Consider the following 18,497-nt stretch of genomic DNA (forward strand, 5'->3'; position numbering starts at 1 on the left):
CTCCCACAGGGTTATGCGTTCAGCTCACGATTTCGAGGGCTGACTGTTGGCTTGAGCCGAAGGTTAGATATTCAACCAACTCCGCCAACGGCAACGGCCGGCTGATCAGATAACCCTGCACCTGATCGCAACCAAACCCGCGCAACAGTTCTAGCTGTTCAGGGGTTTCCACCCCCTCCGCCACCACTTCCAGATGCAGGTTGTGCGCGAGATTGATCATCGCGTGCACCAGTTTGCGATTCTCTTCGCGCTGCTCCATGCCGCCGACAAAGCTTTTGTCGATCTTCAACAAGGTGATCGGCAGGCTGTTGAGGTGCACGAACGACGAGAACCCGGTGCCAAAGTCATCCAGCGAGAAGCGCACACCGAGACGGCCGAGAGCGTCCATGGTCTGCTTGACCAGATCGCTACGGCGCATCACGGCGGTTTCAGTCAGTTCGAATTCCAGCCACTGGGCCTCAACGCCACGCTCGGCAATCAACCGGCTCAGCGTCGGCAACAACTGACTGTCTTGAAACTGGCGGAACGACAGGTTGATCGCCATGTGCAGCGCCGGCAGTCCGCGCTCGCGCAACGCCTGCATGTCACGCAAGGCCCGGGAAATCACCCAGTAACCCAGCGGCACAATCAAACCGCTCTGCTCGGCCAAAGGGACAAATTCACTCGGCGGCAGCAAACCGCGCTCGCCATGACGCCAGCGCACCAACGCTTCGAGGCCGACAATCTGGCCATCCTCAAGATTCAGGCGTGGCTGGTAATGCAATTCCAGCTCATCGCGACGCAACGCTCGGCGTAGCTCGCTTTCGAGGTCGGCCATGCTCCGCGCATTGCGGTTGATCCGTTCGTTGAAGATATGGAAGGTGCAGCCCTGGGTGCTCTTGGCCTGCTGCATGGCGATGTGGGCGTGCCACATCAGCGGATCAGCGCCGCCCTGCGCACGGGCGTGGGCGATGCCGAGACTGGAGCCGATCAGCAGGCTTTCGCCATCGACCCAATACGGTTCGGCGAGCGCTTCGGTGATGCGTTCGGCCATCCACTCGGCGCGCTGCGGTGCACGGCGGGTGTCGATCAGCAGGGCAAACTCATCGCTGCCCAGACGCGCCAATTGATCACCGGCTTCGAGCTGACTTTTCAGCCGTGCGACCACTTGCAGGATCAAGCGATCGCCCGCCTGATGGCCAAGCGCATCGTTGGCGTGGCGGAAGTTGTCGAGATCGAGATGCCCGAGGGCCAGGCCGCGACCGTCGTTTTCCGCGAGGCGCGCAGCAAGCAAGGTCTGGAAACCCTGACGGTTGGCGATGCCGGTCAGCGGATCCTGCTCGGCGAGGCGTTGCAGGGTGTTTTCGAGAACGCCGCGTTCGCGCACATGGCGCAGGCAGCGGCGCAGCATGCCGGCGTCGAGGGCGTCGAACACCAGCCAGTCACTGACGCCAACCGGCGCGGTGTCCGGTTCATGTTCCAGCAGCAAGACCGTCGGCAGGCTGCAACGGCCCGGTGCCGGTTGCAATGCCGGAAGGGTCAACAACACCGCATGGCGGTTGTCTTCGAACAAACTGCTGACCGAATCCCAGCTCGGCGCGCTGATCAGCACCGCCGCGCTCCCCATCGGAGCCAGACACTCACGCAATAACGCTGTCCACGCTGGCTCTTCGGCCAGTAGCAGCAAACGCAAGGGTTCGACAGGCGTAGACAAGCTAGCTCCCTAGACTCTGCAATGATGTGGGCGGGGCATTATGCCGTTGCGCCGTTCAATGACCAAATGACAACGGTTATCAAAACGTTATTTTGTGTCACGAATGAGAACATTAGCCGCAAAATCACCGCGCATCCTCCGCGAAAGTAACAAAACCGGCAAATTTGAATCGCGTGGTACGTCACAAGTCGGAGAGAGCAGCACAAATCGCTGAGCCTGTTAAAATGCCGGCCCATTTCGTCAACGACTCCCGAATTTTCGTATGTCCCGACTCAATCCCCGGCAGCAAGAAGCCGTGAACTACGTCGGCGGCCCTCTATTGGTGCTCGCCGGTGCTGGCTCCGGCAAGACCAGCGTGATCACGCGCAAAATCGCGCACCTGATCCAGAACTGCGGCATCCGCGCCCAGTACATCGTCGCCATGACCTTTACCAACAAGGCCGCGCGCGAGATGAAAGAGCGGGTCGGCACCCTGCTGCGCGCCGGCGAAGGTCGCGGCCTGACCGTCTGCACGTTCCACAACCTCGGTCTGAACATCATCCGCAAGGAACACGTGCGGCTGGGCTACAAACCCGGTTTCTCGATCTTTGACGAGACCGACGTCAAAGCCCTGATGACCGACATCATGCAGAAGGAATACGCGGGGGACGACGGCGTCGACGAGATCAAGAACATGATCGGCGCCTGGAAAAACGACCTGATCCTGCCGCCTCAGGCGCTGGAGAACGCGCGCAATCCCAAGGAGCAGACCGCCGCCATCGTCTACACCCACTACCAGCGCACGCTGAAAGCGTTCAACGCGGTGGACTTCGACGACCTGATCCTGCTGCCGGTAAAACTCTTCGAAGAACATGCCGACATCCTCGAAAAGTGGCAGAACAAGGTCCGTTACCTGTTGGTCGACGAATACCAGGACACCAACGCCAGCCAATACCTGCTGGTAAAAATGCTCATCGGCAAGCGCAACCAGTTCACCGTGGTCGGCGACGACGACCAGTCGATCTACGCCTGGCGCGGTGCGCGGCCGGAAAACCTGATGCTGCTCAAGGACGACTATCCGTCCCTGAAAGTGGTGATGCTCGAGCAGAACTACCGCTCCACCAGCCGCATCCTGCGCTGCGCCAACGTGCTGATCTCGAACAACCCGCACGAATTCGAAAAGCAGCTGTGGAGCGAGATGGGCCACGGCGACGAGATCCGCGTGATCCGCTGCCGCAATGAGGACGCCGAAGCCGAGCGCGTGGCCATGGAAATTCTCAGCCTGCACTTGCGCACCGACCGTCCGTACAGCGATTTCGCCATCCTTTATCGCGGCAACTACCAGGCCAAGCTGATCGAACTGAAGCTGCAGCACCACCAGGTGCCGTACCGCCTGAGCGGCGGCAACAGCTTCTTCGGACGTCAGGAAGTGAAGGACCTGATGGCCTACTTCCGCCTGATCGTCAACCCGGATGACGACAACGCCTTCCTGCGGGTGATCAACGTGCCGCGCCGGGAAATCGGCTCGACCACCCTGGAAAAACTCGGCAACTACGCCACCGAACGCAAAATCTCGATGTACGCCGCCACCGACGAAATCGGTCTCGGCGAGCATCTGGACAGCCGCTTCACCGATCGCCTGTCGCGCTTCAAACGCTTCATGGACAAGGTCCGTGAGCAATGCGCCGGCGAGGATCCGATCTCGGCGCTGCGCAGCATGGTCATGGACATCGACTATGAGAACTGGCTGCGCACCAACAGCTCCAGCGACAAGGCGGCCGATTACCGGATGAGCAACGTCTGGTTCCTGATCGAGGCGTTGAAAAACACCCTTGAAAAGGACGAAGAAGGCGAAATGACCGTCGAGGATGCCATCGGCAAACTAGTCCTGCGCGACATGCTCGAACGTCAGCAGGAAGAGGAAGACGGCGCCGAAGGCGTGCAGATGATGACTTTGCACGCGTCCAAGGGTCTGGAATTCCCTTACGTGTTCATCATGGGCATGGAAGAGGAAATCCTCCCGCACCGCTCCAGCATCGAAGCCGACACCATCGAAGAGGAACGCCGCCTGGCCTACGTGGGCATCACCCGCGCGCGTCAGACCCTGGCCTTCACCTTCGCCGCCAAGCGCAAGCAGTACGGCGAGATCATCGACTGCGCGCCCAGCCGCTTCCTCGATGAGCTGCCGCCGGACGATCTGGCGTGGGAAGGCAACGACGACACACCGACCGAAGTCAAAGCCGTGCGCGGCAACAACGCATTGGCCGATATACGCGCGATGTTAAAGCGCTAGAATTGACCACTTTTTTTACTAGACCTTCGGCGCACAAAGCGCCAAAAGAGGACAGCTTCATGGAAGCATTGCACCAGAAAATCCGCGAACAAGGCATTGTGCTTTCCGACCAGGTCCTGAAGGTCGACGCCTTCCTGAACCACCAGATCGACCCGGCCCTGATGAAGCTGATCGGCGACGAATTCGCCTCGCTGTTCAAGGACTCGGGCATCACCAAGATCGTCACCATCGAAGCCTCGGGCATCGCCCCGGCGATCATGACCGGTCTGAACCTCGGCGTGCCGGTGATCTTCGCCCGCAAGCAACAGTCCCTGACCCTGACGGAAAACCTGCTGTCGGCGACCGTTTACTCGTTCACCAAGAAGACCGAAAGCACCGTGGCCATCTCCCCGCGCCACCTGACCAGCAGCGACCGCGTGCTGATCATCGACGACTTCCTGGCCAACGGTAAGGCGTCGCAAGCGCTGATCTCGATCATCAAGCAAGCCGGCGCGACCGTTGCCGGTCTGGGCATCGTCATCGAGAAGTCGTTCCAGGGCGGCCGCGCCGAGCTGGACTCGCAAGGCTACCGCGTCGAATCGCTGGCTCGGGTGAAATCGCTGAAAGATGGCGTGGTCACCTTCATCGAATAACCGCTGAAAGCCGCAAGCTCACCGCAATACCTGTGGGAGCGAGCTTGCTCGCGAAGGCGTCAGATCAGTCCCCTCTTCAGTGACTGACTAACCGCTTTTCGCGAGCAAGCTCGCTCCCACAGGTTTTTTGTCGCTTGTTACTGCGCGGTGGCTTTGAGGCCGGTGAGCAGCAGGCGTTGGAAGAGGTCTTCTTTCAGGCCTTCCGGGTTTGTCAGCTGCATGCGTTGAAGATGCTCGGGATACAGCGAAGCCTCCGGCGCATCGAGGGCCGCCTTGCCGAGTTCGAGGATTTCGGTGAGTTTGAATTTGCTCTTCAGCCAGTTCAGCGCCCGCAATAAATCCCGTTCGATCGCAGTGAAATCACAACCCAGCGGATACTCCGGAAACAGGTTCGGATGCCGGGCGGCGATCGCTTGCAGACGCTGCGGTGTGTTGTCGGCAAAGCGCGGATCAAGGCGAAAATCCTTTGGCAATTTGCCGACTTTTTGCGCTTGCTCAATCAGGCCCTGCTGGAAGCGGGAATCGCTGATATTCAGCAATGACTCGATCACCACCGCATCGGACTTGCCGCGCAGATCAGCGATGCCGTACTCGGTCACGACGATATCGCGCAGATGCCGTGGGATCGTGCAATGGCCGTATTCCCAGACGATGTTGGAACTGACGTCACCACCGGATTCGCGCCAGCTACGCAGGATCAGAATCGATCGGGCATCGTGCAGTGCGTGGCCCTGCGCGACGAAGTTGTACTGCCCGCCGACACCGCTGAGCACGCGCCCGTCTTCCAGTTGATCCGCGACGCCCGCGCCCAACAACGTCATGGTGAACACGGTGTTGATGAAGCGCGCATCAAGTCGCTGCAGGCGCTTGAGTTCTTCCTGCCCGTACAGCTCGTTGATGTAGCTGATGCGGGTCATGTTGAATTCGAGGCGTTTGTTTTGCGGCAACTCGCGCAGACGTTCATAGAAACTGCGCGGACCAAGGAAGAAGCCGCCGTGCACCGAAATCCCGTCAGTCTGCGCGGCCTCGTCGAGGGTGCCGGCGTTGGCCCGTTCCTGCGTTGGCACATCCGGGTAGACCTTGCGCCGGATGATCCCGGCATCCGCCAGCACTAGCAGACCGTTGACGAACATTTCACTGCAGCCGTAAAGGCCCTTGGCGAACGGGCCGGTGCCGCCTTCGCGGTCGATCAATTGCGCCCACTGGCTGAGGTTGATGTCATTGAGTAACGCTGTGTATCCGGCGTTATCTGCCTGACGGGCGAGCAGAGCGGCGGTCAAGGCATCGCCCATCGAGCCGATGCCGATCTGCAATGTACCGCCGTCGCGCACCAGCGTGCTGGCGTGCAAGCCAATGAAATGATCCTGAAAGCCCACCGGCATGTTTGGCGTGGAAAACAGCGTGCTGCTGTCTTTCGCGTCGATCAGCAGGTCGAAGGTGTCGATATCGACTTCGGCATCACCGGGCATGTACGGCAGATCGGTGTGCACCTGACCGACCAGCAAAATGGTCTCCCCGGCGTGGCGGCGCTTGGCGATCATCGGCAACAGGTCGAGGGTGATGTCCGGGTTGCAGCTCAGGCTCAGACGATCCGGGTGTTCGCTGCTACTGGCGAGCAATTGCGCTACCAGATTCAGCCCGGCGGCGTTGATGTCGCGCGCGGCGTGGCTGTAGTTGCTGCTGACGTAATTCTGCTGGGCCGGCGCGCTGTTGAGCAGGCTGCCGGGCTGCATGAAAAACTGCTCGATGCGGATGTTGGCGGGCAGGCTGTCGCGGTGCAGGTCGCCAAGGAAATCGAACTCCGGGTAGTCACCGAAGACGCGTTCGACGAAGGGTTCGATAAAGCGCTTCTGCAAACCATCGCCCAGGTTCGGCCGGCCGAGGCACAGCGCGGTGTAGATCGTCAGTTGCCGCTCGGGCAGGCCTTTGATCCGCCGGTACAGCGCGTTGACGAAGTGATTGGGCTTGCCCAACCCCAGCGGCATGCCCATGTGGATATGCGCCGGCAACCGCGTCAGCACGTCGTCCACTGCCTGTTCGATCGAACACAACTGCACCATCTGAAGCCTCCTGCCCGTTCCGTGAATAGGGGTAGACCGAGCTTGCCTTGAGTTTGCTGCAAAGGACAGCCCAAAAGTCCTGGACGATTGTCGGCCACAGGAGTTTTTTATGGCTGGAGATCGCTTGCCCTCACCCTAGCCCTCTCCCAGAGGTAGAGGGGACAGATTGGGGGATATTGGGGAGGTATGCCGACGTGAAAGTGATGTGCTGAATCCATAATCGCTAAGGTCTCTCAGGTCGATGGATAGCGAAAGACACCTCGGTCGGCCCCCTCTCCCTCAGGGAGAGGGCTGGGCGGGCGGCGTTCCGATGAGGCTACTGAATCGCAGGCACAAAAAAACCGTCCGAAGACGGTTTTTTTCGCCAGAGACGCGGCTTATTTCAGGCCAGACATCTTCTGGATCGCGCCCTTCAACTCATCATCCGAGCAATCGGCACAGGTGCCTTTCGGCGGCATCGAATTGATACCGGTGATGGCTTTGGCGAGGATGCCATCAAGACCGCCCTGATGATCAGCACGCTCTTTCCACGCTGCGGTGTCACCGATCTTCGGCGCGCCCAACAACCCGGTACCGTGGCAAGCGTTGCAGTGCTTGGCAATCACTTCATCCGGGGTTTTCGCCCCGCCACCGCCGCCTGCGGAAGCGGCAACTTCCATCCCCTTGCATTCCTTGCCTTGCACACACACCTGGCCAACAGGCTCGAGGCGTTTGGCAATGTCGTCATTCGTCGCAGCTTGAGCGCTGACAGCCCAGAGGGCCAGTACGGTTGCTGGTGCAGCCAGCATTTTCATAATTAGGTTCACGCGTTCACCCTCAATGGTGGCTATTCACGCCTGCGGCCACGGTTCGCAGGCGGGCGGAAGTATAGCGGGTAGCCCGCCACACTGAAACAACCCCATAGTCGAAGGGGTTATACCGCACGGTAGAAAAACTCTCCGGATGCCTTTGCCATCATGGCTTGACACCTCTTTGTTAAAAATTCGCCGGCGTGGCTGCGCTGATTAGTCGCGCAGGCGCGTCGAACGGATTACGAAAACGGTGCGGCTTGGTACTTTCAAAGTAGTAGCTGTCGCCGGCTTCGAGAATAAAAGTTTCCAGACCCACCACCAGCTCCAGACGACCTTCCACCAGAATCCCGGTTTCTTCGCCTTCATGGGTGAGCATTTCTTCGCCGGTGTCGGCGCCCGGCGGGTAGATTTCATTGAGGAAGGCGATGGCGCGGCTGGGGTGCGCACGGCCGACCAGTTTCATGGTCACGGCGCCGTCGGAAATGTCGATCAGCTCGTTGGCCTTGTAGACGATCTGGGTCGGGACTTCCTGCAGGATTTCTTCGGAAAAGAACTCGACCATCGACATGGGAATCCCGCCCAGTACCTTCCTCAGCGAACTGATCGAAGGGCTGACGCTGTTCTTTTCGATCATCGAAATGGTGCTGTTGGTGACGCCCGCGCGTTTGGCGAGTTCACGCTGGGAAAGCCCTTTGAGCTTGCGGATCGATTGCAGTCGTTCACCGACGTCCAAGGCGGGAGCCTCCTGATGTTGTAAGAATATTGAGCGTTATCATGGCGACAGCGTTCAGTATTTACAACACTTGGCCCCCGCAGCGGCGTCAACCCTCGGAATAGAGCCTTGGCACCCGACGCAGGTTGCAGAAGATCTGGTACGGAATGGTGTCCGCCCACTGCGCCACTTCGCTGGCGAGGATGTTTTTACCCCACAGCTCAACGCTCGAACCGAGGCCAGCTTCAGGCACATCGGTGAGGTCGATGCAGAGCATGTCCATCGACACGCGACCGAGAATCCGGCTGCGTTTACCCGCCACCAGTACCGGCGTACCGGTCGGCGCCTGACGCGGGTAGCCATCGGCATAACCCATCGCCACCACGCCGACGCGCATCGGCTTGTCGGTGATGAATTTGGCACCGTAGCCGATCGGCTCACCGGCGGGCAGTTCACGGACGCAGATGACTTTCGACTCCAGGGTCATCACCGGTTGCAGGCGATCAGCCACGGCGTTGGCCTCCTCGAACGGGGTCGCGCCGTAGAGCATGATGCCCGGACGCACCCAGTCGCTGTGAATCTGCGGCCAACCGAGTACGGCCGGCGAGTTGCGCAGACTGACTTCCGCCGCCAGGCCCTGACGCGCCGCCTCAAACACCGCGACTTGCTCGGTGCTGCTCTGCGCGTGCAGCTCATCGGCGCGGGCGAAGTGGCTCATCAACACGATCTTCGCCACTTTGCCGCTGGCCAGCAGACGCTGATAGGCCGCCGGATAGTCCTTCGGATGCAGACCAACGCGATGCATGCCCGAATCAAGCTTCAGCCACACGGTGATCGGCTTGCTCAGTGTTGCCTGCTCAATCGCTTCGAGCTGCCACAGCGAATGCACCACGGTCCAGAAATCATGCTCGACAATCAGCGCCAGCTCATCGGCTTCGAAGATGCCTTCCAGCAACAACACCGGGGCCTTGATGCCGGCCGCGCGCAACTCCAGCGCTTCTTCGATGCAGGCGACGGCAAAACCGTCGGCCTCGGTTTCCAGTGCCTGGGCGCAACGCACCGCGCCATGGCCGTAGGCGTCCGCCTTGATCACCGCAAGCGCCTTGGCGCCAGTGACTTCGCGGGCAATTCGGTAGTTGTGGCGCAGGGCTTCTAGGTCGATCAGGGCACGGGCAGGACGCATGGCGGCAGACTTCTAGGCGGTCATGGGAAGAAAAACCGGCGCCGACTGACGACGTGAACCGCCAACAGCGCCGGGAGAGGGATCTTTACAACGGTTACGGCAGCGCGGCGACGATGGAAATTTCCACCAGAATGCTCGGCTTGACCATTTTCGCTTCGACGGTGGCGCGGGCCGGGGCGGCGCCTTTGGGCAGCCACTGGTCCCACACCGAGTTCATCCCGGCAAAGTGTGCTTCGATGTCGTTCAGGTAGATCGTCGCCGACAGCAGATGCTGTTTGTCGGTGCCGGCCAGATCGAGCAAGCGCTCGATATTGGCCAGTACCTCGCGGGTCTGCTGCTCAATCCCGGCGTCGAAGTCGTCGCCGACCTGCCCGGCCAGATACACGGTGCCGTTGTGGCTGACGATCTGACTCATGCGCTCATTGGTGAGCTGGCGCTGGATTGACATGTTTTGCGGACTCCTGGGTCTTGTTGCCGTAACGGGAAATATCGAGGCCTTCGGCGCTGATCTGTGGTTTTTTCTTCGCCATCAGATCGGCCAGCAAACGACCGGAGCCGCACGCCATGGTCCAACCGAGCGTGCCGTGACCGGTGTTGAGGAACAGGTTCTTGAACGGCGTGGCGCCAACGATCGGGGTGCCGTCCGGGGTGGTCGGACGCAGGCCGGTCCAGAAGCTCGCCTCGGCCAGATTACCGCCCTGAGGATAAAGGTCGTTGACGATCATCTCCAGGGTTTCGCGGCGGCGCGGGTTCAGCGACAGGTCAAAACCGGCGATCTCGGCCATGCCGCCAACGCGGATGCGGTTGTCGAAACGGGTGATCGCGACCTTGTAGGTCTCGTCGAGAATAGTCGACGTCGGGGCCATTGCCGGGTTGGTGATCGGCACGGTCAGCGAGTAACCCTTGAGCGGATACACCGGCGCCTTGATGCCCAGCGGTTTGAGCAGTTGCGGCGAGTAGCTGCCGAGCGCCAGTACGTAGCGGTCAGCGGTTTCCAGCTTGCCGTCGATCCACACACCGTTGATGCGATCACCGGCGTAGTCGAGTTTCTGGATGTCCTGACCGAAACGGAATTCGACACCCAGCTTCACCGCCATTTCGGCGAGACGTGTGGTGAACATCTGGCAGTCGCCAGTCTGGTCATTCGGCAGGCGCAGGGCGCCGGCGAGGATGTCAGTGACACCCGCCAGGGCCGGCTCTACGCGGGCAATGCCGGCGCGGTCGAGGACTTCAAACGGCACGCCGGATTCTTTCAGCACAGCGATGTCTTTGGCGGCGCCATCAAGCTGTGCCTGAGTGCGGAACAATTGAGTCGTGCCGAGGCTGCGGCCTTCGTAGGCAATACCGGTTTCGGCGCGCAATTCATCGAGGCAGTCGCGGCTGTACTCGGACAGACGCACCATGCGCTCCTTGTTCACCGCGTAACGGCTGGCGGTGCAGTTGCGCAGCATCTGCGCCATCCACAGGTACTGGTCGATGTCGGCGGTGGCTTTTATCGCGAGAGGGGCGTGGCGCTGCAACAGCCACTTGATCGCCTTCAGCGGCACGCCCGGCGCGGCCCACGGCGAGGCGTAGCCCGGCGATACCTGGCCGGCGTTGGCGAAACTGGTCTCCATGGCCGCGGCTGGCTGCCGGTCGACCACCACCACTTCAAACCCGGCACGGGCCAGATAGTAAGCACTGGCGGTACCGATGACGCCGCTACCCAAGACCATTACGCGCATTTTTGTATCCCTCATCGCGGCAGGGCCGCGTACGTCTGTTGTTAGAGCAATGATGGGCGCAGTGTAAAAAAGAAATGCCAGTGCTTTTCACTATATAAGCGCCTATATTTGGCGACAATTCTCGGCAAAAACCCTTTTCACGGAGGCGCATCCCCTATGCGTACCAACACTCAGACCAAACGTGAGCTGGACAAGATCGACCGCAACATCTTGCGGATCCTGCAGGCGGACGGGCGGATTTCCTTTACCGAACTTGGGGAAAAGGTCGGCCTCTCCACCACGCCCTGCACCGAACGGGTACGGCGCCTGGAGCGTGAAGGGATCATAATGGGCTACAACGCCCGGCTGAATCCGCAGCATTTGAAGGGTAGCTTGCTGGTGTTCGTCGAGATCAGCCTCGACTACAAATCCGGCGATACTTTCGAGGAGTTCCGACGCGCGGTGCTGAAATTGCCGCATGTACTGGAATGTCATCTGGTGTCAGGGGATTTCGACTATCTAGTGAAAGCGCGGATTTCCGAGATGGCCTCGTACCGCAAGCTGCTCGGCGACATTCTGCTGAAGCTGCCGCATGTGCGCGAGTCGAAGAGTTATATCGTGATGGAAGAGGTGAAGGAGAGCTTGAGCTTACCTATTCCGGATTGAAGATCGCTCGCGATGGCGTCGAATCGGTTCCGAGTGAACGCGTTAAACCAACACCTGCCGATTCGCCGCCATGTACTCGAATATCTGCTTCTCCACCCGCGGATGAATCAACTCCACCGGGCGCCGCTCATTCGGACAAGGCAAGGTCTTGGTCGTGCCGAACAAACGGCAAATCAACGGCCGCTCTTCATACACCGTGCAGCCGTTCGGCCCCAGGTGCACACAGTTCAGCTCTTCCATCGCCGCATCTTGCTCGGCGCGGGTCTTGCGTGGCAGGCGGGCCATTTCTTCCGGCGAAGTGGTCACCGGGCCGCAGCAATCGTGACAGCCGGGCACGCACTCGAACGAGGGAATCTGCTGGCGCAAGGTGCGGATTTTCTGGCTGTTGCAGCTCATTGCAGCGATGACCGAGGAGGAATAGGCGGCAATTGTGCCGCAAAAGCCGAGATCCAGACACCGCAGGCCGACCAATGTTGCCCACGTTCGGGCGTGCGGCTTATGCTCCGTCAAATTTTCTCGACACTTAGCCGTTGGATGACGCCTATGACTGCCCGCGCTTTCACCTCCGCGAGCCAACCCCACGTTGCCTCTTACTACGCCGCCAGCAGCCTGCCGCAGCCCGATCACCCGGTGTTGCAAGGTGACGTGCTGGCCGACGTCTGTGTGGTCGGCGGCGGCTTTTCCGGATTGAACACGGCGCTGGAACTGGCCGAACGCGGCCTCAGCGTGGTGTTGCTGGAAGCGCACAAGATCGGTTGGGGCGCCAGCGGTCGCAACGGCGGGCAGCTGATTCGCGGGGTCGGTCATGGTCTCGATCAGTTCACCAACGTCATCGGTGCCGACGGCGTGCGCGAGATGAAACTGATGGGCCTGGAAGCAGTGGAAATCGTTCGCCAGCGCGTCGAGCGTTTTCAGATTGCCTGCGACCTGACCTGGGGCTATTGCGACCTCGCCAACAAACCGTCCGACCTCGAAGGCTTTGCCGAAGACGCCGAAGAACTGCGTGGCCTTGGCTATCGCTACGAAACCCGCTTGCTGCAAGCCCACGACATGCACACGGTGGTCGGTTCCAAACGCTATGTCGGCGGCTTGATCGACATGGGCTCCGGGCATCTGCATCCGCTGAACCTGGCCTTGGGCGAAGCAGCAGCAGCGCAGCAACTGGGCGTGAAGCTGTTCGAACATTCGGCAGTAACCCGTATCGACTACGGCCCTGAAGTGAAGGTGCATACAGCGCAAGGCTCAGTGCGCGCGAAGACGTTGGTGCTGGGCTGCAATGCCTATCTCAACGATCTGAACCCGCAACTCAGCGGCAAAGTCCTGCCCGCCGGCAGCTACATCATCGCCACCGAGCCGTTAAGCGAAGCGCAGGCGCACAACCTGCTGCCGCAAAACATGGCGGTCTGCGATCAGCGTGTGGCGCTGGATTACTACCGGCTCTCGGCGGATCGCCGCCTGCTGTTCGGCGGTGCCTGCCATTACTCGGGACGCGACCCGAAAGACATCGCGGCGTATATGCAGCCGAAGATGCTGGAAGTATTCCCGCAACTGGCTGGCGTGAAGATCGATTATCAGTGGGGCGGTATGATCGGCATCGGCGCGAACCGGTTGCCGCAGATTGGCCGGCTCAATGATCAACCAAATGTGTATTACGCACAGGCGTACTCCGGGCACGGGGTGAATGCCACGCACCTGGCGGGCAAGTTGCTCGCCGAAGCAATCAGCGGGCAGCACAGCGGTGGCTTTGATCTGTTCGCCAAGGTGCCGCACATCACCTTCCCGGGCGGCAAACATTTGCGTTCGCCGCTGTTGGCGTTGGGGATGTTGTGGCATCGGATGAAAGAGTTGGTCTGATGGTTTTGCAGTGAATTTGAAGGTCCAATCGCGAGCAGGCTCACTCCTACAGTTGAAATGCGTTCCCCTGTAGGAGTGAGCCTGCTCGCGATGAGGCCCAAAACGACCATACAGATCTCAGATCCGCCAGAAAGGCTTCAACCCCTCCTCCTGCGCTTGCTCACGCGTCAGCCCGATGTCCTTGAGCTGATCCGCCGTCAGTGCCAGCAACGCCTTGCGCGTGTGCAGACGATGCCACAACAGACTCCAGCGACTCAGGCCGGACGGCGCATTGCGCATGATCTCATTGCGCGCACTGTCCTTCTGCCCTGCCGCCAGTTCCTGACCGTGTAACGTCAACCGCACATCGCTCAAGCCGTTCATTTTCAATGCTCCTGTTTACTTGGGTAGCCAGAGATTCCATGATGCGCGGGCGAGCAAAACCATTACAGATTCAAAGACACTGTATTAACTCCATACAGATTTGCCGCTTTGTCGACTGAATTGTCGATTTTTGCGAGATCTGTACTGGTTTATCGAATCACCGCACCGAGGCAGCGCCATGACCCTTTATGTAAACCTCGCCGAATTGCTCGGCACGCGCATCGAAAACGGCTTCTATCGCCCAGGTGACCGGCTGCCATCGGTGCGCGCCTTGAGCGTCGAACACGGGGTCAGTCTGAGCACGGTGCAACAGGCCTATCGCGTGCTGGAAGACAGCGGCCTTGCCACGCCGAAACCCAAGTCCGGCTACTTTGTGCCGGTCGGCCGCGAACTGCCGGAGCTGCCCGCCGTCGGCCGTCCGGCGCAGCGCCCGGTGGAGATTTCGCAGTGGGATCAAGTGCTGGAGTTGATTCGCGCGGTGCCGCGCAAGGATGTCGTGCAACTGGGTCGTGGCATGCCGGACATCAGCTCGCCGACGATGAAGCCTTTGCTGCGTGGGCTGGCGCGGATCAGCCGCCGTCAGGACATGCCCGGTCTGTATTACGACAACATCCACGGCACTCTCGAACTGCGCGAACAGATCGCTCGACTGATGCTCGACTCCGGCTGCCAGTTGAGCGCCAGCGATCTGGTGATCACCACCGGTTGCCACGAAGCGCTGTCTACCAGCATCCACGCGATCTGCGAACCGGGCGATATTGTCGCGGTGGACTCGCCAAGCTTTCATGGCGCCATGCAGACCCTCAAAGGCCTGGGTATGAAAGCCCTGGAAATTCCCACCGACCCGCTCACCGGGATCAGCCTCGAAGCGCTGGAACTGGCACTGGAACAATGGCCGATCAAGGTCATCCAGCTCACGCCCAACTGCAATAACCCGCTCGGCTACATCATGCCGGAGTCGCGCAAACGCGCCCTGCTCAACCTCGCGCAGCGCTTCGACGTAGCGATCATCGAGGACGATGTGTATGGCGAACTGTCCTACACCTACCCGCGCCCTCGCACGATCAAATCCTTCGACGAAGACGGCCGTGTGCTGTTGTGCAGTTCGTTTTCCAAGACCCTGGCGCCGGGGCTGCGCATTGGCTGGGTCGCGCCGGGTCGATACCTTGAACGGGTGTTGCACATGAAATACATCAGCACCGGCTCGACCGCGCCGCAGCCGCAGATCGCTATTGCCGAATTTCTCAAGGCTGGCCATTTCGAACCGCATTTGCGGCGCATGCGCACGCAATACCAACGCAGCCGCGACCTGATGATCGATTGGGTGACCCGCTATTTCCCGGCAGGTACCCGCGCCAGCCGGCCGCAAGGCAGCTTCATGTTGTGGGTCGAGTTGCCGGAAGGTTTCGACACCTTGAAACTGAATCGTGAGTTGCACGACCAAGGCGTACAGATTGCCGTCGGCAGTATCTTTTCCGCCTCAGGCAAGTACCGCAATTGCCTGCGGATGAACTACGCTGCCAAACCGACAGCGCAGATCGAAGAGGCGGTGCGCAAGGTCGGCGCGACCGCTGTCAGATTGCTGGCGGAAGCCGACTGACCTTTTTCCAGAGAACCGCGTCCATATGCCGACCCTTGCCGCCAACCGGAATGATCCTACGTGAGCTTCAGACAGCCCCTACTCGCTTTGCTGTTACTCGCCTCGTTCCTGAGCGGCTGTGCCAGTCTCGATGTCCCGCGCGAGCCAAGTCAGGCGTTGCCGGCCGCTGATTCCAGCTTCGGTCGTTCGATTCAGGCGCAAGCGGCGCCCTACCAGGGCCGCTCAGGTTTTCGCCTGCTGTCCAACAGCAGCGAGGCGTTCACCGCCCGCGCCGAACTGATCCGCAACGCCCAGACCAGCCTTGACCTGCAGTACTACATCGTCCATGACGGCATCAGCACGCGAATGCTGGTGGAGGAACTGCTCAAGGCTGCCGATCGCGGCGTGCGCGTGCGCATTCTGCTCGACGACACCACCAGCGACGGTCTGGACCAGATCATCGCCACACTGGCGGCGCATCCGCAGATCCAGATCCGCCTGTTCAACCCGCTGCATCTGGGCCGCAGCACCGGCGTCACCCGCGCGGCGGGCCGCTTGTTCAACCTGTCGCTGCAGCATCGACGCATGCATAACAAGCTGTGGCTGGCGGACAACAGTGTGGCCATCGTCGGCGGGCGCAATCTCGGTGACGAATATTTCGACGCCGAGCCAAACCTGAATTTCACCGACATCGACATGCTCAGTGTCGGGCCGGTGGCCGAGCAGCTCGGGCACAGTTTCGACCAGTACTGGAACAGCGCCCTGAGCAAACCGATCGACGAATTTCTCTCCAGCCGACCGACCGCCAAGGACCTGCAGAACACCCGCACACGTCTGGAAGAATCGCTGGAGGAAACCCGCAAACAGAATCACGCGCTGTACCAGCAGTTGATGACATTCAAGACTGCGCCGCGCATGGATATCTGGCGCAAAGAGCTGATCTGGGCATGGAATCAGGCGCTGTGGGACGCGCCGAGCAAGGTGCTGGCCAAGGCTGAACCGGATCCGCAATTGCTGCTGACCACGCAGCTGGGCCCGGAGTTGAAAAACGTCAGCAAAGAACTGGTGATGATCTCGGCCTATTTCGTTCCGGGCCAGCCGGGACTGGTCTACCTGACCGGTCGTGCCGATGCCGGCGTCTCGGTAAGCCTTCTGACCAACTCGCTGGAAGCCACCGATGTGCCAGCGGTGCACGGCGGCTATGCGCCGTATCGCAAAGCGTTGCTGGAGCATGGCGTGAAACTGTATGAACTGCGCCGTCAGCCTGGGGATAACTACGGCAGTGGCCCGCATGTGTTTTACAGCAAATCGTTTCGCGGCTCTGATTCAAGCTTGCACAGCAAAGCGATGATCTTTGATCGGCAGAAGTCGTTTATCGGCTCGTTCAACTTCGACCCGCGCTCGGTGTTGTGGAACACCGAGGTCGGGGTCTTGGTCGACAGTCCGGAGTTGGCCGAGCATGTGCGTGAGCTGGCCTTGCAGGGGATGGCGCCGGCGCTGAGTTACCAAGCGAAATTGCAGGATGGCCAGATCGTTTGGATCACCGAAGACAACGGCCAGCTGCACACGCTGACCAAGGAACCGGGGAGCTGGTGGCGGCGCTTCAACGCATGGTTCAGCACCACTGTCGGCCTTGAGCGGATGCTTTAAAAAGCAAAGATCGCAGCCTGCGGCAGCTCCTACAGTTGAAATGCATTCCCCCTGCAAGAGCTGCCGCAGGCTGCGATCTTTTGACCTTAAGCCGTTTGCACCGTACCGAATGCACCTTGCCGCATCAGCAGAATCACCAGTCCAAACGCCCCAACCGCCATCAGCAGCGGCAACGCATGTCCGCTGATCCACTGACTGCCCGCCCCCGCCATCAGAGGCCCGATCAAACAGCCAACCCCCCACAGCTGCGCAATATGCGCATTGGCCCGCACCAGTGCATCGTCACGATAACGCTCGCCAATCAGGATCAGTGACAGGGTAAACAGCCCGCCGGCGCTGGCACCGAACAGCACCCACAGCGGCCAGATCAACAGCGTGTCGATCAACATTGGAATCGCCAGGCTCGACAGCATCAGGATCACTGCGCACCCAGTGAACAGGGTGCGCCGCGACAGATAATCGGCCAGCGCACCAATCGGCAGTTGCAGCAGCGCATCACCCACCACCACCGTGCTGACCATCGCCAGCGCAATCTCGGCAGTGAAGCCCTGTTGCAGGCAATACACCGGCAGTAACGTCAGGATCATCGCCTCGAATGCGGCGAACAACGACACCGCCCAGGCAATCGCCGGCAACTCACGGGCGAAGCCCCACAACTCCTTGAACGTTACGCTGCTGGCTTCACTGCTCGGAGCACCGCTGCGGCCCAGCAAAAGCAATGGCGACAGCAACAGCAAAGCGACACCGACCCAGAAACCATAATCATGCTCGGTACCCAGCGCGCCCAACAGCAACGGACCCGACAGTTGGCTCAACGCATAGCTGCTGCCATACAGCGCCACCAGCCGCCCGCGCCAGTTCTCGACCACCAGTTGATTGATCCAGCTCTCGCCGAGGATGAACACGATGGTCAGGATCACCCCGATCATCAGCCGTAGCACCAGCCAGATCGGGTAGCTCGGCAGCAACGCCAACAGACCGATCGACAGCGCACCGGCCCACAGGCACAGGCGCATCAGGTTCGCCGTGCCGAAACGTGCCGCCAGATGGCTGGAAATCTTCGCGCCCAACAACACGCCAATCGCCGGCATCGCCGCCATCACGCCGATGGCAAAGGAGCCGTAGCCCCAACCTTCGAGGCGCAACGACACCAACGGCATGCTGACCCCCAGGGCCAGGCCGACACTCAAGACAGACGCCAACACGGCGAAATACGTCGCCCACCGCATGTTCCACGCTCCTGTGGATTATTTTTATGTGCACCACAAAACCAATGTGGGAGCGAGCTTGCTCGCGAATACGGTTTCACATTCAGCAGATCTGCTGACTGATACACCGC

At 60.3% G+C, this 18,497-nt stretch carries 16 protein-coding genes; 6 read left to right on the forward strand and 10 right to left on the reverse strand.

Annotation, left to right across the window (positions count from 1 at the left end; all coding sequences use genetic code 11):
• Positions 1 to 19 precede the first annotated feature (19 nt).
• Positions 20 to 1,693: a putative bifunctional diguanylate cyclase/phosphodiesterase gene (locus AC1DVF_RS07625; protein ID WP_093429679.1), complete on the reverse strand. Its 1,674-nt coding sequence runs from the start codon at positions 1,691 to 1,693 to the stop codon at positions 20 to 22.
• Positions 1,694 to 1,955: 262 nt separating this feature from the next.
• Here AC1DVF_RS07625 and rep point away from each other — a divergent pair, with 262 nt between their 5' ends.
• A complete protein-coding gene (rep, locus tag AC1DVF_RS07630; protein WP_038359196.1) occupies positions 1,956 to 3,965 on the forward strand; it encodes a DNA helicase Rep in 2,010 nt (669 codons plus the stop codon).
• A 59-nt stretch (positions 3,966 to 4,024) separates the two neighbouring features.
• Positions 4,025 to 4,597 (forward strand): xanthine phosphoribosyltransferase, encoded by a 573-nt coding sequence (locus tag AC1DVF_RS07635; RefSeq protein WP_007920398.1) that lies wholly within the window; start codon positions 4,025 to 4,027, stop codon positions 4,595 to 4,597.
• Positions 4,598 to 4,734: 137 nt separating this feature from the next.
• Here the strand turns inward: AC1DVF_RS07635 and AC1DVF_RS07640 are convergent, their stop codons facing one another.
• The 6 genes from AC1DVF_RS07640 to dadA form a co-directional block, all read right to left on the reverse strand.
• Entirely contained in the window at positions 4,735 to 6,657 is a 1,923-nt protein-coding gene (locus AC1DVF_RS07640) for an acetyl-CoA hydrolase/transferase C-terminal domain-containing protein (protein WP_460130400.1), read from the reverse strand.
• 377 nt (positions 6,658 to 7,034) lie between these two features.
• Positions 7,035 to 7,451, reverse strand: coding sequence for a c-type cytochrome (locus tag AC1DVF_RS07645; RefSeq protein WP_175555627.1), 417 nt, complete (start codon positions 7,449 to 7,451; stop codon positions 7,035 to 7,037).
• Between the two features lie 181 nt (positions 7,452 to 7,632).
• Positions 7,633 to 8,181, reverse strand: coding sequence for a cupin domain-containing protein (locus tag AC1DVF_RS07650; protein WP_007920393.1), 549 nt, complete (start codon positions 8,179 to 8,181; stop codon positions 7,633 to 7,635).
• A gap of 88 nt (positions 8,182 to 8,269) precedes the next feature.
• Positions 8,270 to 9,343 (reverse strand): alanine racemase, encoded by a 1,074-nt coding sequence (alr, locus tag AC1DVF_RS07655; protein ID WP_093429676.1) that lies wholly within the window; start codon positions 9,341 to 9,343, stop codon positions 8,270 to 8,272.
• A 94-nt stretch (positions 9,344 to 9,437) separates the two neighbouring features.
• On the reverse strand, positions 9,438 to 9,791 hold the full coding sequence (locus tag AC1DVF_RS07660; protein WP_477782284.1) for a RidA family protein: 354 nt from the start codon (positions 9,789 to 9,791) through the stop codon (positions 9,438 to 9,440).
• The gene (gene dadA / locus AC1DVF_RS07665; RefSeq protein WP_034152046.1) at positions 9,763 to 11,067 is read right to left on the reverse strand and encodes a D-amino acid dehydrogenase; all 1,305 of its coding nucleotides are present in this window, start codon (positions 11,065 to 11,067) and stop codon (positions 9,763 to 9,765) included. Before dadA ends, AC1DVF_RS07660 begins: the two co-directional genes overlap by 29 nt.
• Positions 11,068 to 11,223: 156 nt before the next feature.
• Between dadA and AC1DVF_RS07670 the strand changes: the two genes are divergently transcribed.
• Positions 11,224 to 11,712 (forward strand): Lrp/AsnC ligand binding domain-containing protein, encoded by a 489-nt coding sequence (locus tag AC1DVF_RS07670; protein ID WP_003177284.1) that lies wholly within the window; start codon positions 11,224 to 11,226, stop codon positions 11,710 to 11,712.
• Positions 11,713 to 11,754: 42 nt separating this feature from the next.
• On the opposite strand, the gene AC1DVF_RS07675 is transcribed toward AC1DVF_RS07670, so the two are convergent.
• Positions 11,755 to 12,108: a YkgJ family cysteine cluster protein gene (locus AC1DVF_RS07675; protein ID WP_064389779.1), complete on the reverse strand. Its 354-nt coding sequence runs from the start codon at positions 12,106 to 12,108 to the stop codon at positions 11,755 to 11,757.
• Positions 12,109 to 12,255: 147 nt separating this feature from the next.
• Here AC1DVF_RS07675 and AC1DVF_RS07680 point away from each other — a divergent pair, with 147 nt between their 5' ends.
• Complete coding sequence (locus AC1DVF_RS07680; protein ID WP_099757510.1) at positions 12,256 to 13,566, forward strand: NAD(P)/FAD-dependent oxidoreductase; 1,311 nt, start codon at positions 12,256 to 12,258, stop codon at positions 13,564 to 13,566.
• 117 nt (positions 13,567 to 13,683) lie between these two features.
• Here AC1DVF_RS07680 and AC1DVF_RS07685 read toward each other — a convergent pair whose 3' ends face one another.
• Positions 13,684 to 13,929 (reverse strand): DUF1127 domain-containing protein, encoded by a 246-nt coding sequence (locus AC1DVF_RS07685; RefSeq protein ID WP_095049332.1) that lies wholly within the window; start codon positions 13,927 to 13,929, stop codon positions 13,684 to 13,686.
• A 178-nt stretch (positions 13,930 to 14,107) separates the two neighbouring features.
• Between AC1DVF_RS07685 and AC1DVF_RS07690 the strand changes: the two genes are divergently transcribed.
• The gene (locus AC1DVF_RS07690; protein ID WP_093429671.1) at positions 14,108 to 15,529 is read left to right on the forward strand and encodes an aminotransferase-like domain-containing protein; all 1,422 of its coding nucleotides are present in this window, start codon (positions 14,108 to 14,110) and stop codon (positions 15,527 to 15,529) included.
• Positions 15,530 to 15,589: 60 nt separating this feature from the next.
• Positions 15,590 to 17,158: a phospholipase D family protein gene (locus AC1DVF_RS07695; protein WP_460130404.1), complete on the forward strand. Its 1,569-nt coding sequence runs from the start codon at positions 15,590 to 15,592 to the stop codon at positions 17,156 to 17,158.
• A gap of 86 nt (positions 17,159 to 17,244) precedes the next feature.
• Here the strand turns inward: AC1DVF_RS07695 and AC1DVF_RS07700 are convergent, their stop codons facing one another.
• The gene (locus tag AC1DVF_RS07700) at positions 17,245 to 18,387 is read right to left on the reverse strand and encodes an MFS transporter (protein ID WP_099757511.1); all 1,143 of its coding nucleotides are present in this window, start codon (positions 18,385 to 18,387) and stop codon (positions 17,245 to 17,247) included.
• Positions 18,388 to 18,497: the final 110 nt, after the last annotated feature.

Source organism: Pseudomonas sp. P4_D7, assembly GCF_056401755.1.

Excerpts from the sequence above, each read along its gene's own strand:
- AC1DVF_RS07680 (WP_099757510.1), top strand. The coding sequence starts at position 12,256 with ATGACTGCCCGCGCTTTCACCTCCGCGAGCCAACCCCACGTTGCCTCT.
- rep (WP_038359196.1), top strand. The coding sequence starts at position 1,956 with ATGTCCCGACTCAATCCCCGGCAGCAAGAAGCCGTGAACTACGTCGGC.
- AC1DVF_RS07645 (WP_175555627.1), bottom strand. The coding sequence starts at position 7,451 with ATGAAAATGCTGGCTGCACCAGCAACCGTACTGGCCCTCTGGGCTGTC.
- AC1DVF_RS07670 (WP_003177284.1), top strand. The coding sequence starts at position 11,224 with ATGCGTACCAACACTCAGACCAAACGTGAGCTGGACAAGATCGACCGC.
- AC1DVF_RS07635 (WP_007920398.1), top strand. The coding sequence starts at position 4,025 with ATGGAAGCATTGCACCAGAAAATCCGCGAACAAGGCATTGTGCTTTCC.
- AC1DVF_RS07685 (WP_095049332.1), bottom strand. The coding sequence starts at position 13,929 with ATGAACGGCTTGAGCGATGTGCGGTTGACGTTACACGGTCAGGAACTG.
- AC1DVF_RS07700 (WP_099757511.1), bottom strand. The coding sequence starts at position 18,387 with ATGCGGTGGGCGACGTATTTCGCCGTGTTGGCGTCTGTCTTGAGTGTC.
- AC1DVF_RS07690 (WP_093429671.1), top strand. The coding sequence starts at position 14,108 with ATGACCCTTTATGTAAACCTCGCCGAATTGCTCGGCACGCGCATCGAA.
- AC1DVF_RS07675 (WP_064389779.1), bottom strand. The coding sequence starts at position 12,108 with ATGAGCTGCAACAGCCAGAAAATCCGCACCTTGCGCCAGCAGATTCCC.
- alr (WP_093429676.1), bottom strand. The coding sequence starts at position 9,343 with ATGCGTCCTGCCCGTGCCCTGATCGACCTAGAAGCCCTGCGCCACAAC.
- dadA (WP_034152046.1), bottom strand. The coding sequence starts at position 11,067 with ATGCGCGTAATGGTCTTGGGTAGCGGCGTCATCGGTACCGCCAGTGCT.
- AC1DVF_RS07660 (WP_477782284.1), bottom strand. The coding sequence starts at position 9,791 with ATGTCAATCCAGCGCCAGCTCACCAATGAGCGCATGAGTCAGATCGTC.
- AC1DVF_RS07640 (WP_460130400.1), bottom strand. The coding sequence starts at position 6,657 with ATGGTGCAGTTGTGTTCGATCGAACAGGCAGTGGACGACGTGCTGACG.